The sequence below is a fragment of the Nocardia sp. NPDC004168 genome, assembly GCF_040610355.1.
Lineage (GTDB): Bacteria > Actinomycetota > Actinomycetes > Mycobacteriales > Mycobacteriaceae > Nocardia > Nocardia sichangensis.
In genome coordinates this window covers 104,461-116,849 of record NZ_JBEXME010000022.1, presented here as the reverse complement: position 1 = coordinate 116,849, position 12,389 = coordinate 104,461, and the positions used below count along the sequence as shown (strand labels likewise).

General features: G+C 69.5%; 14 protein-coding genes. 7 read left to right on the top strand and 7 right to left on the bottom strand.

All coding sequences use genetic code 11. The features are described 5' to 3' along the window. The coding region (locus tag ABZW96_RS29195; protein ID WP_355078835.1) for a hypothetical protein at positions 1-223 on the top strand (223 nt) is incomplete at its 5' end. A 297-nt stretch (positions 224-520) separates the two neighbouring features. On the opposite strand, the gene ABZW96_RS29190 is transcribed toward ABZW96_RS29195, so the two are convergent. After that, the gene (locus tag ABZW96_RS29190) at positions 521-1,408 is read right to left on the bottom strand and encodes a LysR substrate-binding domain-containing protein (protein ID WP_355078828.1); all 888 of its coding nucleotides are present in this window, start codon (positions 1,406-1,408) and stop codon (positions 521-523) included. A gap of 148 nt (positions 1,409-1,556) precedes the next feature. Here ABZW96_RS29190 and ABZW96_RS29185 point away from each other — a divergent pair, with 148 nt between their 5' ends. From ABZW96_RS29185 to ABZW96_RS29175, 3 genes are read left to right on the top strand one after another with little or no spacing between them, the layout of a single operon-like run. Next, on the top strand, positions 1,557-2,429 hold the full coding sequence (locus ABZW96_RS29185) for an EamA family transporter (protein WP_355078834.1): 873 nt from the start codon (positions 1,557-1,559) through the stop codon (positions 2,427-2,429). After that, a complete protein-coding gene (locus ABZW96_RS29180; protein ID WP_355078827.1) occupies positions 2,426-3,085 on the top strand; it encodes an NAD(P)H-binding protein in 660 nt (219 codons plus the stop codon). The genes ABZW96_RS29185 and ABZW96_RS29180 overlap by 4 nt, the downstream gene beginning before the upstream one ends. Before the next feature lie 55 nt (positions 3,086-3,140). After that, the gene (locus ABZW96_RS29175; protein ID WP_355078826.1) at positions 3,141-4,082 is read left to right on the top strand and encodes a superoxide dismutase; all 942 of its coding nucleotides are present in this window, start codon (positions 3,141-3,143) and stop codon (positions 4,080-4,082) included. On the opposite strand, the gene gatB is transcribed toward ABZW96_RS29175, so the two are convergent. From gatB to ABZW96_RS29145, 6 genes are all read right to left on the bottom strand, one after another. Next, positions 4,079-5,584, bottom strand: a complete 1,506-nt coding sequence (gatB, locus tag ABZW96_RS29170; protein ID WP_355078825.1) for an Asp-tRNA(Asn)/Glu-tRNA(Gln) amidotransferase subunit GatB — start codon at positions 5,582-5,584, stop codon at positions 4,079-4,081. The two genes, ABZW96_RS29175 and gatB, sit on opposite strands and share 4 nt — an antisense overlap. Positions 5,585-5,648: 64 nt before the next feature. Then, positions 5,649-7,025, bottom strand: coding sequence for an alpha/beta fold hydrolase (locus ABZW96_RS29165; RefSeq protein ID WP_355078824.1), 1,377 nt, complete (start codon positions 7,023-7,025; stop codon positions 5,649-5,651). Positions 7,026-7,062: 37 nt separating this feature from the next. Next, positions 7,063-7,506 carry a hypothetical protein gene (locus ABZW96_RS29160; protein WP_355078823.1) on the bottom strand — a complete coding sequence of 148 codons (444 nt, stop codon included), beginning with the start codon at positions 7,504-7,506 and terminating at the stop codon, positions 7,063-7,065. Positions 7,507-7,574: 68 nt separating this feature from the next. After that, complete coding sequence (locus ABZW96_RS29155; protein WP_355078822.1) at positions 7,575-7,751, bottom strand: hypothetical protein; 177 nt, start codon at positions 7,749-7,751, stop codon at positions 7,575-7,577. Positions 7,752-7,762: 11 nt separating this feature from the next. Further along, positions 7,763-8,797, bottom strand: a complete 1,035-nt coding sequence (locus ABZW96_RS29150; protein WP_355078821.1) for an ATP-dependent 6-phosphofructokinase — start codon at positions 8,795-8,797, stop codon at positions 7,763-7,765. Positions 8,798-8,879: 82 nt separating this feature from the next. Beyond that, positions 8,880-9,767 (bottom strand): hypothetical protein, encoded by an 888-nt coding sequence (locus ABZW96_RS29145; RefSeq protein WP_355078820.1) that lies wholly within the window; start codon positions 9,765-9,767, stop codon positions 8,880-8,882. Between the two features lie 124 nt (positions 9,768-9,891). Here ABZW96_RS29145 and ABZW96_RS29140 point away from each other — a divergent pair, with 124 nt between their 5' ends. From ABZW96_RS29140 to ABZW96_RS29130, 3 genes are all read left to right on the top strand, one after another. Further along, positions 9,892-10,041, top strand: a complete 150-nt coding sequence (locus ABZW96_RS29140) for a hypothetical protein (protein WP_355078819.1) — start codon at positions 9,892-9,894, stop codon at positions 10,039-10,041. 553 nt (positions 10,042-10,594) lie between these two features. Further along, entirely contained in the window at positions 10,595-11,722 is a 1,128-nt protein-coding gene (locus tag ABZW96_RS29135; RefSeq protein ID WP_355078818.1) for a Gfo/Idh/MocA family oxidoreductase, read from the top strand. A gap of 55 nt (positions 11,723-11,777) precedes the next feature. Continuing rightward, entirely contained in the window at positions 11,778-12,365 is a 588-nt protein-coding gene (locus tag ABZW96_RS29130) for a TetR/AcrR family transcriptional regulator (protein ID WP_355078817.1), read from the top strand. Positions 12,366-12,389 lie beyond the last annotated feature (24 nt).

Here is a 12,389-nt window from a genome sequence, read left to right as displayed (position 1 = left end):
CGGTAAGGCGCCAGCGAAGCTGCTCGAGGCCCGTCTCGGCCGTGGCGCGATCCTGGAGCAGGTCGTCAACGACGCGCTCGGACGCGAGCCGGGCCGCGAACGGCGCATGCTCGGTCTCGCTTCGCTCGAAACCCGTGGTCGAGGTGCGCTGGGCGCGGACGGCGGTAACCGCGTGGCCTCAGGCTCCGCCTTGGCAAGATGTGCTGGGCCCGCGCTGCGGTAACCGTGCGATCTGAGGCTTTGCCTCGGCCAGTGGGCGGTGGCTGCCGCTCACTCTTTCCCCACGAACGAACAGCCGCCCCCAACTGAGCCGAGCGCGCAACGGCATGCGCGCCGATCTCGCTGTCGGAACCGGCGCCGACCGCCCTGAGAAGCGACGGACGGACCCAGGTTTCGCTCGCGCCACTCGACACCGACACATCCGGCAGAGTCCGATCAGGTCACGGGGGCGAAGAAGGTCAGGATGTCACTCCACAGCATCTCCCGGTGCGGCGCTCGGGCCGAAACGAGGCGTGATTCTTCACGAGTCGTCCGAGGCCTGCGCGGTGATGCCGAGCACGGTGAGGAACGCGGTGGCCGCCGGTGTGCGGCTGCGGCTCCAGATGACGTATTCGACTCGGGCGGGGGCGTCGGTGACCTCGATGGTGGTCACGCCCTCCAGCTGGGGCACGTAAGCGGACGGGAGCATGGCGATGGCGAGGCCGGGGCGGACGAGTCGGGCGATATAGTCCGCGCTGGTCACTTCGAAAGCGACGTCACGGTCCAGACCGGCGGCAGTGAAGGCTTGGTCGGACTGGAGACGTCCGGCGGTCCCGGCCGGGAGATCCACGAAGACCTCGGCGGACAGCGTGCGCAGGTCGATCGACCGCTCTCCGGCGAGCGGATGGTCCAGCGCGACGACGGCTACGTGCCGGTCGCGGGCGAGTTCGTGCGCGACCACGCCTCGGGGTCGTGCCGTCGTCGGCAATCCGAGGAATGCGACATCGATGGCTCCTTGCTCGACCTTCTCCACCAGCTCCTCGCTCGCACCCACGCGCAGGCTGATGCGCACGTGCGGGTGGCGGCGGCGGAAATCGCGCAGCGCCTCCGGGATGTCCACCGCGGCGACGGTGGGGATCAGCCCGACGGCGAGCCGCCCGCGCACCTCGCCGACCGCCGCGGCCACCTCGGCGGCGGCGCGCTCGGCGGCGTCGAGGCACTGCCGGGCGGCGGGGAGGAACGCCGCGCCGGCCGGTGTGAGGCGCACCCGGCGGCTGGTGCGCTCGAAGAGTCGCGCGCCCAATTCCCGTTCCAGACGCGCGATCTGATGACTGAGGGCGGACTGCACGACGAGGCATCGTTCGGCGGCCCGGGTGAAGCTGTTCGTCTCGGCCACGGCGATGACGTAGCGCATCTGCTGGAGCTCCATGGATTGATCTTTGAACACGATTGATGAATTGACAAACATGTGTTGGACTCATTGATCACTTCCGCGCGAGACTGCGAAGGTGAAAAGTCCAGCAACACAGGCGGTTTTCGGCGGAACTGCGCCACTGGGAACCCTGCCGCGCACCGTCCTGACGGCGCTCGCTCCCGCGTCATGGGGCACGACCTATGTCGTCACCACCGAGCTGCTCCCACCGGGACACCCGCTGTTCGCCGGTCTCCTGCGGGCCTTGCCCGCGGGTCTGATCGCGCTGGCGATCACGCGGACGCTGCCGCGCGGAGCCTGGTGGGGCAAAGCCGCGGTGCTGGGTGTGCTCAACATCGGGCTGCTGTTCCCGATGCTGTTCCTCGCCGCCGAACGCTTGCCGGGCGGCGTGGCCGCGACCTTGGCGGCGGCCCAGCCGCTCGTCGTGGCCGTCTTGGCCGTGGTGATCTTGGGCGAAAGCCCCTCCGCTTGGCGCCTGGTCTGGGGAGCGATAGGCCTTGTCGGCGTCGGCTTGGTGGTGATCGGGCCGGACGCGGCCTTCGACCTCACCGGGGTTGTCGCCGGCCTTGCCGCCGCGGCTTCCATGGCGCTCGGCTTGACCCTCACGAAGAAGTGGGGGCGGCCTGCCGAGGCCGGTCCCACGGCGTTCGCGGGCTGGCAACTCACTGCCGGTGGGCTTTTCCTGCTGCCTCTCACGTTCTTCGTCGAAGGGCCGCCTCCCGCGATCGACCCGCCCGCCGTTCTCGGGTACCTATGGCTGGGGCTGGTCGGGGGTCTGCTCGCGTATGTCCTGTGGTTCCGCGGCATCGGCTCCTTGCCCGTCACCTCCGTCGCGGTTCTGGTTCTGCTCTCGCCGCTGGTCGCGGCGGTTCTCGGCGCCGTTCTGCTCGGCCAGACACTCGGCCCGGTCCAACTCGCGGGTTTCGGGCTCGCGCTCGCCGCGATCGTCGCGGGACAGCTTCCCGCGCCCACCCGCTTCTCCGCTCCTGTCGCAGCACCCGAAGGGATATCGAAATGAAGATCGCCGTTGTCGGAGCCGCAGGCATGGTCGGCTCGTGCGTCGTCGACGAGGCCACCGGCCGCGGCCACGAGATCGTCGCCGTCTTCCGGACAGGGCCGCGGATCGCCCTGCCGCCCATGGTGACCGTTGTCGAGGGCGACGCGAACGACAGGGTCCGGATGAGCGAATTGTTCGACGGCGCCGACGCTATCGTGGCCGCGACCCGTGCGGCCGCTGGGCAGGAACATACCGTCACGACGACTACAACAGCCCTGCTCGACGCGGCCGCGGCCACCGGGACGCGCATCCTCGTCGTCGGCGGCGCCGCGCCGCTACGGGTTCCGGGACACCCCGAGCAGCTGGTACTCGACAGTCCGGAATACGTACCGGCGTCGATCCGCACCATCGCCGCCGCGAGCGTCGCGCAATGGGAGACCTGCCGGGCGCATCCGGCCGACTCGGTCTATCTCAGCCCACCCGCCCTCCTCGAACCCGGACAACGCACCGGGAAGTACCGGCGGGGCACCACGACGCTCATCACCAGCGCTGACGGCACGTCCCGGATCTCGGCGGAAGACCTTGCCGTAGCCGTCCTGGACGAGCTCGAAAATCCCTGCGGGAATGGTCATTTCACGGTCGGTTACGGAGACGTCGAAACGCTCGGCACTGCCTGAACGTCTCGGCCCGATGCCGCAGGCCCCGCGACCACCGATACAGAGGAGCAATGAGATGAAGCGAGTCCTGGCGATCTCGGCCGCGCTCGGCTGTCTCGGCGTCGCGGCGTCGGCGCCCGGGGACCGGACGGCGGCATACCCTCCGGTCCTCGCCGCCGGGATCGACCTGCCCGCCGGGTTCCAGCCGGAAGGCATCGCCATCGGTACACGGCCGGTGGCCTACTTCGGTTCGCGAGTCGACGGCTCCATCTACCGCGCCGACCTGGTGACCGGGCAAGGCGAGATCCTGAGCCAGGGGCCGGGGACGCCCGCGCTCGGACTCCAGGTCGACCACCACGGTCGGCTGTTCGTCGCCGGCGGCACCGGAGGCGACGCACGCGTCGTGGACACCGGCACGGGCGCGGTATTGGCGAGCTACCCCCTCGGCATCTCGCCGGACACGTTCGTCAACGATGTCGTGCTCACGCCCACGGGCGCGTGGTTCACCGACTCGCGCACGCCCGTGCTCTACCATCTGCCCGTCGGTGACCAGGACGCTCTGCCCTCACCCACGGCGGTGGTGCGACGCCCGTTGACCGGCGACATCCGCTACGAGCCCGGAGCGATCAACGCCAACGGGATCGTGCGCACACCCGACGGCACCGGCTTGATCATCATGCAGTCGGTGACCGGCCGGTTGTTCCGCGTCGACCCGGCGACGGGCACGACGCGGCGGATCGACCTCGGCGCCGAGACGCTGCCCAACGGGGACGGACTGCTGCTGCGCGGCGACACACTTCTGGTCGTGCAGAACCGGTCCAACACGATCGCGGTGGTCGCGCTCGACCACGCGGGCACTACGGGATCGGTCGTAGGGCGCGTCACCGACCCACGCTTCGACGTACCGACCACCGTCGCGGCGTACGAGGAGCGGCTCTACCTGCCGAACGCGCGCTACACCACGCCACCGACCCCGACCACGTCATACAGCGCGGTCGGGGTCGACCGCCGAACCTAGCTGCAGGCGGCCAGGACCAGTTCGCGGACGCGCGCCGCGTCGGCCTGTCCGCGGGTCGCCTTCATGACGTCGCCGACGATTTTGCCCGCGGCCTGCACCTTGCCGGAGCGGATCTTGTCGGCGATGTCGGGATTCGCGGCCAGGGCCTTCTCCACCTCCGACTGCAAGGCGCTGTCGTCGCTGACCATGCCGAGGCCCTTGGCCTCGACGATCTGCGCCGGGTCGCCCTCGCCTGCCAGCACGTGGTCGACGACCTGCTTGGCCACCTTGTTGTTGATCGTCTTCGCGTCGACCAGCTTGATCACCTCGGCGACCTGGGCCGGGCTGATCGGCAGCTCCTCCAGCGCGACCTCGCGCTCCTTGGCCTTCTCGGTGAGGTAGGCGACCCACCAGGAGCGCGCCTCGTTGGCCGGTGCGCCCGCGTCGACGGTGGCGATGATCAGGTCCAGCGCGCCCGCGTTGACCAGGTCGCGCATCACCTCGTCGGACAGGCCCCAATCGGACTGGATGCGCGCGCGGCGCAGCCAGGGGTACTCGGGGATCGTGCCGCGCAACTGCTCGACCCACTCCGCCGCGGGCGCGACGGGCTCGAGGTCCGGCTCGGGGAAGTAGCGGTAGTCCTCGGCGGTCTCCTTGCGGCGACCGGGCGAAGTGGTGCCGTCGGCCTCGTGGAAGTGCCTGGTCTCCTGGACTATCGTGCCGCCGCCCGCGAGCACAGCGGCCTGCCTGCGCATCTCGAAGCGCACCGCGACCTCGACACTGCGCAGCGAGTTGACGTTCTTGGTCTCCGTGCGGGTGCCGAATTCCGTTGCGCCGATGGGCATCAGGGAGACGTTCGCGTCGCAGCGCAGCGAACCCTGCTCCATCTTCACGTCGGACACCCCGAGCGACTTCAGCAGATCCCGCAGCGCTGTCACGTACGCCCGCGCCACCTCGGGGGCGCGCTCCCCCGCGCCGGTGATCGGCTTGGTGACGATCTCGATCAGCGGCACCCCCGCCCGGTTGTAATCGAGCAGGGAGTGGCTCGCGCCGTGGATGCGGCCGGTCGCACCGCCGATGTGCACCGACTTGCCGGTGTCCTCCTCCATGTGCGCGCGCTCGATGTCGACACGGAAGATGCTGCCGTCGTCGAGCACCACGTCCAGGTGCCCGTTCGTGGCGATCGGCTCGTCGTACTGGCTGATCTGGTAGTTCTTCGGCTGATCGGGGTAGAAGTAGTTCTTCCGCGCGAACCGGCCCCACGGCGTGATCGAGCAGTTCAGCGCCAGCCCGATCCGGATGGCCGATTCGACGGCCTTCTGGTTGACCACCGGGAGCGAACCGGGCAAGCCGAGGCACACGGGGCACACCTGGGTGTTCGGCTCGGCGCCGAACTCGGTCGGGCAACCGCAGAACATCTTCGTCGCGGTGTTCAGCTCGACGTGGACCTCCATGCCGAGCACCGGCTCGAACCGGGCGATGACATCCGAGTAATCCATCAGGTCGACCGTGGGTGCGCTCATGGCCATCAGTTTAGGTAAGCGCTCCCGTCGCAGCGCAGCGGCTCTCGCGTCCCGCGGCGCGGTGTTACTTCACCGGGACCCGCTGCCGCAGCCAGCCGGTGACGTAGTCGAGCACCTCGGGAGAGATGGTCGTTTCGATGGCGCCGTACTCGCGGGGAAGGCCGGTCTCGGTGTGCTGCATCAGGTGGTTGAGACCCGGGAAGACGTGGACGGTCGCATCGGGGTCGGCGGCGAGGTGGTCGCGCATCGGCTGCTCGCTCTGCGCCGGGGGCACCTGGAGATCCTTGCCGCCGAAGAACGCGAACACCGGAATCCGCAGGGCGGAGAGCGCGGGCGCCGGATCGTAGGCGACCAGGGCGGCCAGATACGGCGTGATCTGCGCGGCCGCCTGATCGTCGGGCACGCGCTGGTCGGCGGGCAGGGCCTGGTTCTGCCGAACGGCCAGTTGTCTCGCTCCGTCGAGGTCGCCCGCCTTCAGCAGGGCGGACAGTTCGGCCATGTCCCGGACCTGGGTCTCCACCTGGTCGGGAGGTGTTCCGTTCGCGGCGGCGAGCAAGCGGGTCTGTTCGACGAGCACGTCCGAGCCAGGGACGCCGGGTCCGGCCATCAGGACGGCGAACGCGACGCCGCTGTCGGGGCGCGCGGCGACCAGCGGCGCGAGGTAGCCGCCCTCGCTGTGGCCGAAGAGCCCGACCCGCGCCGGGTCGATCTCGGAGCGGGCCCGCAAGAAGCGGACGCCCGCGGCGGCGTCCTCGGCCAGGTCGGTGTAGTTCGCGTCGTCCAGCTTGCCGCCGGTGCCACCGACGCCTCGGTCGTCGGTGCGCAGCACGGCGTAGCCCGCGCGGGTGAAGGTGTCGGCCAGCAGCAGGAACGGCTTGTGCCCCATCAGTTCCTCGTCGCGGTTCTGGGCGCCGCTTCCGGTGATCATGAGGATGGCCGGGAACGGGCCAGGGCCCTGCGGTTCGGTCAACGTGCCCGCGATAGTGATGCCGCTGTTGCCGTAGGTGACATCCTCGGTCTTGTACGGGAACGGTGGCTTCGGTTCCTGCGGATGGGCTGGCGGTACGACCTTGCCCCGGCTCAGCGCAAGCGGGAATTTCTGCCCCGCCTGGGTGAGATCTCCGGTGATCCGGTCGGTTCCGGACTCGTACTTGCCGTGGAACACCGGATCGCCAGGGACGTCGGGGACCGCGAAAGACACGCCGTTGCGGTCGGTGCTGACGTCTTTGAGTTGCACGCCGCTCATGCCCTGCGCCGGGATGTCGACGGTGGCCGTGCCGTCGTCGTGGAAACTCACGCCGACCTGCACCGGCTGACCGGGGACCTCGACGGCGCCGTGCCAGTCACCCGTGGTCGGCTCGGGCGGATTCGACTCCGAGCACCCGGCCGCCACTGCCGTGATCACCAACAGTGCCAACGCGATCAGTCGCCCACTGCGCATGCGACTCAGGGTACCGACGACGCGGGCCGGCCCCGGCCTATTCGCCGCGCGCGTACCGCACGGCCGCGGCGATCTCCGCCATGTCGAGTCGCGGACTCGGATCCCGTTCCTGCACCTCGCGGAACTCCAGCAACGCGTCCTCGACGGTGCTGCGCCGCGCCAGCCGCACCAGTTCGCGACGCGCATACTCCCCCAGCGGAACACCCGCGGAGCGAGCGCGGCGACCCAGAACGTCGAGCGCCTCGATCGAAAGGTCGTACCGCCGTACTAGAGCCACCGCGTCATCATCTATTTGCGGGGCCAGGTCGCGTCCTTCGGACTCCAAGAACTCGACGACCGCGTCGTCCGCCGTGCGTCGACCGGCCAGCGCGACCAGCTCGCGCCCGATGTACCGCGACAGCGGCAACCCGGCCGCGCGCGCTCGGCGGCGCAGGACGTCGACGGCGGTATCCGGCAGATCGTGCACAGGGAGTTCGGCCATACCGGCCAGCGTATCCGGACATATGCACATCCGCGTCGAAGCGACCGGCGCGGTCGCCCCGGAGACGATCACCACGCCTCGAGGCCCTCATCGAGCCGATCTCGGCCGAACATCGCGTCCACCTGATCACGTTCCTCAGCGCTGCTACCGGCGCGGGGTAGCCGGGCAAGCCGTCGCTTCAGTTCGACGGTATGGATCCCCGACAGCGGCGGTAACCACAGCTCACCGCTGAGTTCATCTGCCATATGCGACGCCCTTAACCGAAGAACGCCTCCGCCTCGCGGTAGCGCTCCGAAGGCACCCGCTTGAGCTGCTTGGTGGCCTCCGACAGCGGGACCAGGTCGATGGTGGTGCCGTGCAACGCGACCATCTGGCCGAACTTGCCCGCGTGCACCGCCTCGGCGGCGTGCAGGCCGAAGCGCGTGGCCAGCACCCGGTCGTAGGGCGTGGGGCTGCCGCCGCGCTGCACGTGACCGAGCACGGTGGTGCGGACCTCTTTGCCGATGCGCCGCTCGATCTCCACGCCGAGCTGCTGGGCGACGCCGGTGAACCGCTCGTGGCCGAACTCGTCGATGCCGCCCTCGCGCAAGGTGAACCCGGAGTCCGGCGCGGGGTGCGATCCTTCGGCGACGACGCAGATGAAGTGCTTGTCACCGCGCTGGAAACGCCGCTTGATCATGGCGCACACCTCGTCGACCTCGAAGGGGACCTCCGGCACGAGCGTCAGATGGGCGCCCGCCGCCATGCCGGCGCCGACCGCGATCCAGCCCGCGTGGCGGCCCATCACCTCGATGAGCATGACGCGCTGGTGCGATTCGGCGGTGGTGTGCAACCGGTCGATCGCCTCGGTGGCGATGTTCAAGGCGGTGTCGTGGCCGAAAGTGACGTCGGTGCAATCGATGTCGTTGTCGATGGTCTTCGGGACGCCGACCACCGGTACGCCTTCGTCGGACAACCAGCTCGCGGCGGTGAGCGTGCCCTCGCCGCCGATCGGGATCAGGGCTTCGATGCCGTTGTCGTCCAGGGTCTGCTTGATCCGGCCGAGGCCCGCGCGCAGCACGTCGGGGTTGGTGCGGGCGGTGCCGAGGATGGTGCCGCCCTTGGTGAGGATCCGGTCGGTGCGGTCGTCGTTGCGGATCTGGATCTTTCGGTCCTCCAATAGGCCGCGCCAACCGTCCTCGAAGCCGACGATCGCGTCTCCGTAACGGCCGTTCGCGGTGCGAACGACGGCGCGGATGACCGCGTTCAGTCCTGGGCAGTCTCCGCCTCCGGTCAGAACTCCGATGCGCATGGCCGCTATCTTGCCCCCCATGTCCGATCTCGGCAGCCCCGCCCCCGTGAACGTCGCGTAACACTGACCTGGACAGATGACCTCACGCGGCCGCGCAATGACCCCCGGCCAGCTCGCCGAGATGCTGGGAGACGACGGTGGCCAGTTTGTCCAGAACGTTCATGCCGTCGCTGAGCGATCCCGACTCCGGCTGCACCGCGACCGCGATCGCGATCTGCCCCGAGGGGACGTTGATGATCCCGAACTGCCGCACCAGGTAGTTGCCCGACACGTCCGGCCCCCAGCCGCCCTTGAACTCGGCGCCGCCGAACTCGCCGAGACCCCAGCGCTGGCTGGCGATGACCTGTTCCATCAGCGAAGTAACGCGGTCGGTCTGGGGCAGACACGGCAAATGTGAAGCGAACCGCACCTGGTCGATCAGCGACCACTCCGCCTGACCGAAGGCCGAGTGTTCGGCACGGGCACGGGTGGCGGGCACGACGGTCTTGCTGTCCCCACCTTCGCGCAGCACCGCCTGCACGGCCTGCGCCGCCTCCTGCGGCGTGCCCAGCGACTGCCACAGCACGTCGGCGGCGGCGTTGTCGGATTGCGTGATCGCGGCCGACGCGGCGTAGTTCGAGCTGCTCGGACTGCGCCGCAGCGCGGCGACGGTCAGCGGCACCTTCATCGTCGACCAGGCCGGACCGCTGGTCCATTCGCCGAAGGTGATCGGCTGCTCGCCGCCGACCGGCACGATGGCCATGCCCATCTTCCCGCGCACGCCCGCGGCGAGCTCGGCATAGCTCGCTGCCAAGGTGCCCGGCACGATGATGGACAGGCCCTTCTGGTCGGTGCGGGCTGCGGCCTCGGTGATGGTCGGCTCGCTCGACGAATCCTCGGCGCGGTTGGTACTACACCCGGCTACCAGAGCCGCGGCAAGCGCCGCACAACCCAGGACGTTTCGAACTCTGCGGAATCGATCAGTAGACATTTTCGGCACATTCTTCTCGCGAACTCCCCCGGCTCGCCGACCGGCGACCGCGACGGCAGGGGCGCGGCCTCGGGTCGACTGACTCTTGTCTCCCCGCCAGATGACGACGGCGCGGTCAACAAGCATGGACACCTCCACCTACCCGCCCGATGTCGCCGAGCGGCCGGGTTCGGAACCGACGTTCGCCGTCGGCCTCACCCGAGAACTGCTTCTCGTTATCCCGGAGAACGTACTAGATGAATTGATTACGCCCCAGTTCACCGAAAACCTCTGACCGCCACGGCCACTGCCGAACAGGTCTGCGCACCCCGGTCGCGCTCAATAGCATTCGAGTATTACCGCAGGACTTTTTGGGTGCCGGAGGTATGCCCCCGAGGGCAAGGCTTCCCGCGAGCACGTTTGGCGGGCTTCACCACGAGATGCACCCACCTTGGCGGAAAGCACATCGAGGCGGTCGACGCAAGCCCCCGAGGCCGGGACGACCACCGCCATGCAGTTCGGCAGCCACGATCGGATCGAGCCCGGCCGAAGTTCCCCGCCGCAAGCACGGTCACCGCCAATTCGCCAGAGTGGCGCCACTGCCCGGACGTGAACTTCCGATCCGCGGGCATTCCCGCGCCAGACCACGCCGGAGCACCGCCGTCCCGATCCGGCGCAAATCTCTCGCACACTTATTCGCAATCTCTCAGCAACCATCACTGGAGCCGAGCGGGAGGGGCGCACTCTCGAATCGGCGGCGAATTTTTTACCTATCGGTACATTATCGGTTGTCGCGCGGCCGTAGCGCGCCTAGTTTACTACCCAACGGTACAGAACTAGGAGTCCTCATGACCGGTAGCACCACCCCGCTCGGTGTCGGCGTCGTCGGCGCGAATCCCACCGGAAGCTGGGCCGCCGCGACCCACCTGCCCGCGCTGGCCGCACTGCCCGAGTTCCGCGTCGCGGCGGTGGCGACGACCAACCCCGCCTCGGCCGCCGCCGCGGCCGAGGCCACCGGCGCCACGCACGCGTTCACCGACGCGGCCGAGTTGGCCGCGCATCCCGAGGTGGACCTGGTTGTGGCGACAGTGAAGTCACCGGGGCACGCGGCGGTGGTGCGCGCGGCGCTCGCGGCGGGCAAGCACGTCGTCTGCGAGTGGCCGATGGGCGCGAGCGCGGCCGAGAGCGCCGAGCTGACCGCGGCGGCGACAGCGGCGGATGTAGTGCACGCGGTGGTCTTGCAGGGCTACCACTCGCCGTCGGTGAACTTCGTCCGCGATCTGCTCGCGGCGGGCCGGATCGGCGCCGTTTCCGCGGTCACCGTCATCGCCGCCGGAGATCCGTTCGGCGGCGGTTCGATTCGGCCGGAACTGGCTTGGACCACCGATCCCGCCCAGGGCACCGGTCTGCTGACGATCATGGCCGGGCACGTGCTCGCGGTGCTCGAACACCTGGCCGGTGAACTCGCCGAAGTGTCCGCCGTCGTCGCCGCACCGCACGAGGAATTGACCGTCGTCGGCACCGGCCGGACCGTCCCGAATCGGCAACCGGAGCAGTTGGTCCTGGCCGGTCGCTTGAAGAGCGGCGCGGTCGCCGCGGTGACCGTGCACGGCGGAAACGCGGACGCTCCGTCCGGATTCGCGCTGCACATTCGCGGTACGGAGGGGGCTCTTGCGATCAGCCCGGTGCAGGCCGGGATGTATCCGCACTGGGCCGACTGGCGCATCGAACTGCGCACCGATCAGGGGTTGATCAGCGAACTCCCGGTCCCGGAGCGCTACCGCCTGGTGCCGTCCACACTGCCCCCAGGCCCGGTCGCCCACGTCGCGGGCGTCTACCGCGAGACCGCGAGCGCCATCGCCGAGGGCAGGACCGCTCGGCCCGACTTCACCGTGGGCCTGCGCCAGCGCCGTCTCGTCGACGCCATCGCCGAAGCCGCGGAAACCGGTGTGCGCAGACCGGTCGGCGACCTGTGAGCGCGCACCGCGGCGGCCTAAGGTACCGATAGGCAAACAGCAGTGGGAGGTGCCCATGCCGGGAGGCAGGCCCCGGGGCTTCGACATCGACAGCGCGCTGGACCGCGCGCTGGAGGTGTTCTGGCGGTACGGCTACGAGGGCGCCGCGTTGTCGGATCTCACCGCGGCGATGGGCATCAACCGTCCCAGCTTGTACGCCGCCTTCGGCAGCAAAGCGGAACTGTTCGACCGGGCGCTCGAACGCTATGTCGACGGACCCGGGCGCTACCTCACCGAAGCCATCGAACTCCCGACCGCCCGCGCGGTCGCGGCCGCGTACCTCGCCGGCGCGATCGAGCTGACCACCGGGCACGACAGCCCCGGCTGCCTATCGGTGCGCAGCGCGCAAGCCTGCGGGCCGGAAGCCGAGCACAGCCGCAAGAGCGCGGTGGCGGTGCGCCTCGCGGGCGAGGCCGCGCTGCGGCGGCGCTTGGAGCGAGCACGCGCCGACGGCGACCTCCCCGAGGACAGCAAACCCGCCGACCTCGCCCGCTACCTCATGACGGTCTCCGACGGGATCGCGGTCCAAGCCGCCTCGGGCGCGAAACCGTCGCACCTGCGCCGGACCGCGGACATCGCACTGCGGTCGTGGCCACAGCCCTGAAACCAGCCTCGACGCCCTGGAACG

Excerpts from the sequence above, each read along its gene's own strand:
- ABZW96_RS29135 (WP_355078818.1), top strand. The coding sequence starts at position 10,595 with ATGACCGGTAGCACCACCCCGCTCGGTGTCGGCGTCGTCGGCGCGAAT.
- ABZW96_RS29155 (WP_355078822.1), bottom strand. The coding sequence starts at position 7,751 with ATGGCAGATGAACTCAGCGGTGAGCTGTGGTTACCGCCGCTGTCGGGG.
- ABZW96_RS29180 (WP_355078827.1), top strand. The coding sequence starts at position 2,426 with ATGAAGATCGCCGTTGTCGGAGCCGCAGGCATGGTCGGCTCGTGCGTC.
- gatB (WP_355078825.1), bottom strand. The coding sequence starts at position 5,584 with ATGAGCGCACCCACGGTCGACCTGATGGATTACTCGGATGTCATCGCC.
- ABZW96_RS29175 (WP_355078826.1), top strand. The coding sequence starts at position 3,141 with ATGAAGCGAGTCCTGGCGATCTCGGCCGCGCTCGGCTGTCTCGGCGTC.
- ABZW96_RS29150 (WP_355078821.1), bottom strand. The coding sequence starts at position 8,797 with ATGCGCATCGGAGTTCTGACCGGAGGCGGAGACTGCCCAGGACTGAAC.
- ABZW96_RS29190 (WP_355078828.1), bottom strand. The coding sequence starts at position 1,408 with ATGGAGCTCCAGCAGATGCGCTACGTCATCGCCGTGGCCGAGACGAAC.
- ABZW96_RS29130 (WP_355078817.1), top strand. The coding sequence starts at position 11,778 with ATGCCGGGAGGCAGGCCCCGGGGCTTCGACATCGACAGCGCGCTGGAC.
- ABZW96_RS29160 (WP_355078823.1), bottom strand. The coding sequence starts at position 7,506 with ATGGCCGAACTCCCTGTGCACGATCTGCCGGATACCGCCGTCGACGTC.
- ABZW96_RS29140 (WP_355078819.1), top strand. The coding sequence starts at position 9,892 with ATGGACACCTCCACCTACCCGCCCGATGTCGCCGAGCGGCCGGGTTCG.
- ABZW96_RS29165 (WP_355078824.1), bottom strand. The coding sequence starts at position 7,025 with ATGCGCAGTGGGCGACTGATCGCGTTGGCACTGTTGGTGATCACGGCA.
- ABZW96_RS29145 (WP_355078820.1), bottom strand. The coding sequence starts at position 9,767 with ATGTCTACTGATCGATTCCGCAGAGTTCGAAACGTCCTGGGTTGTGCG.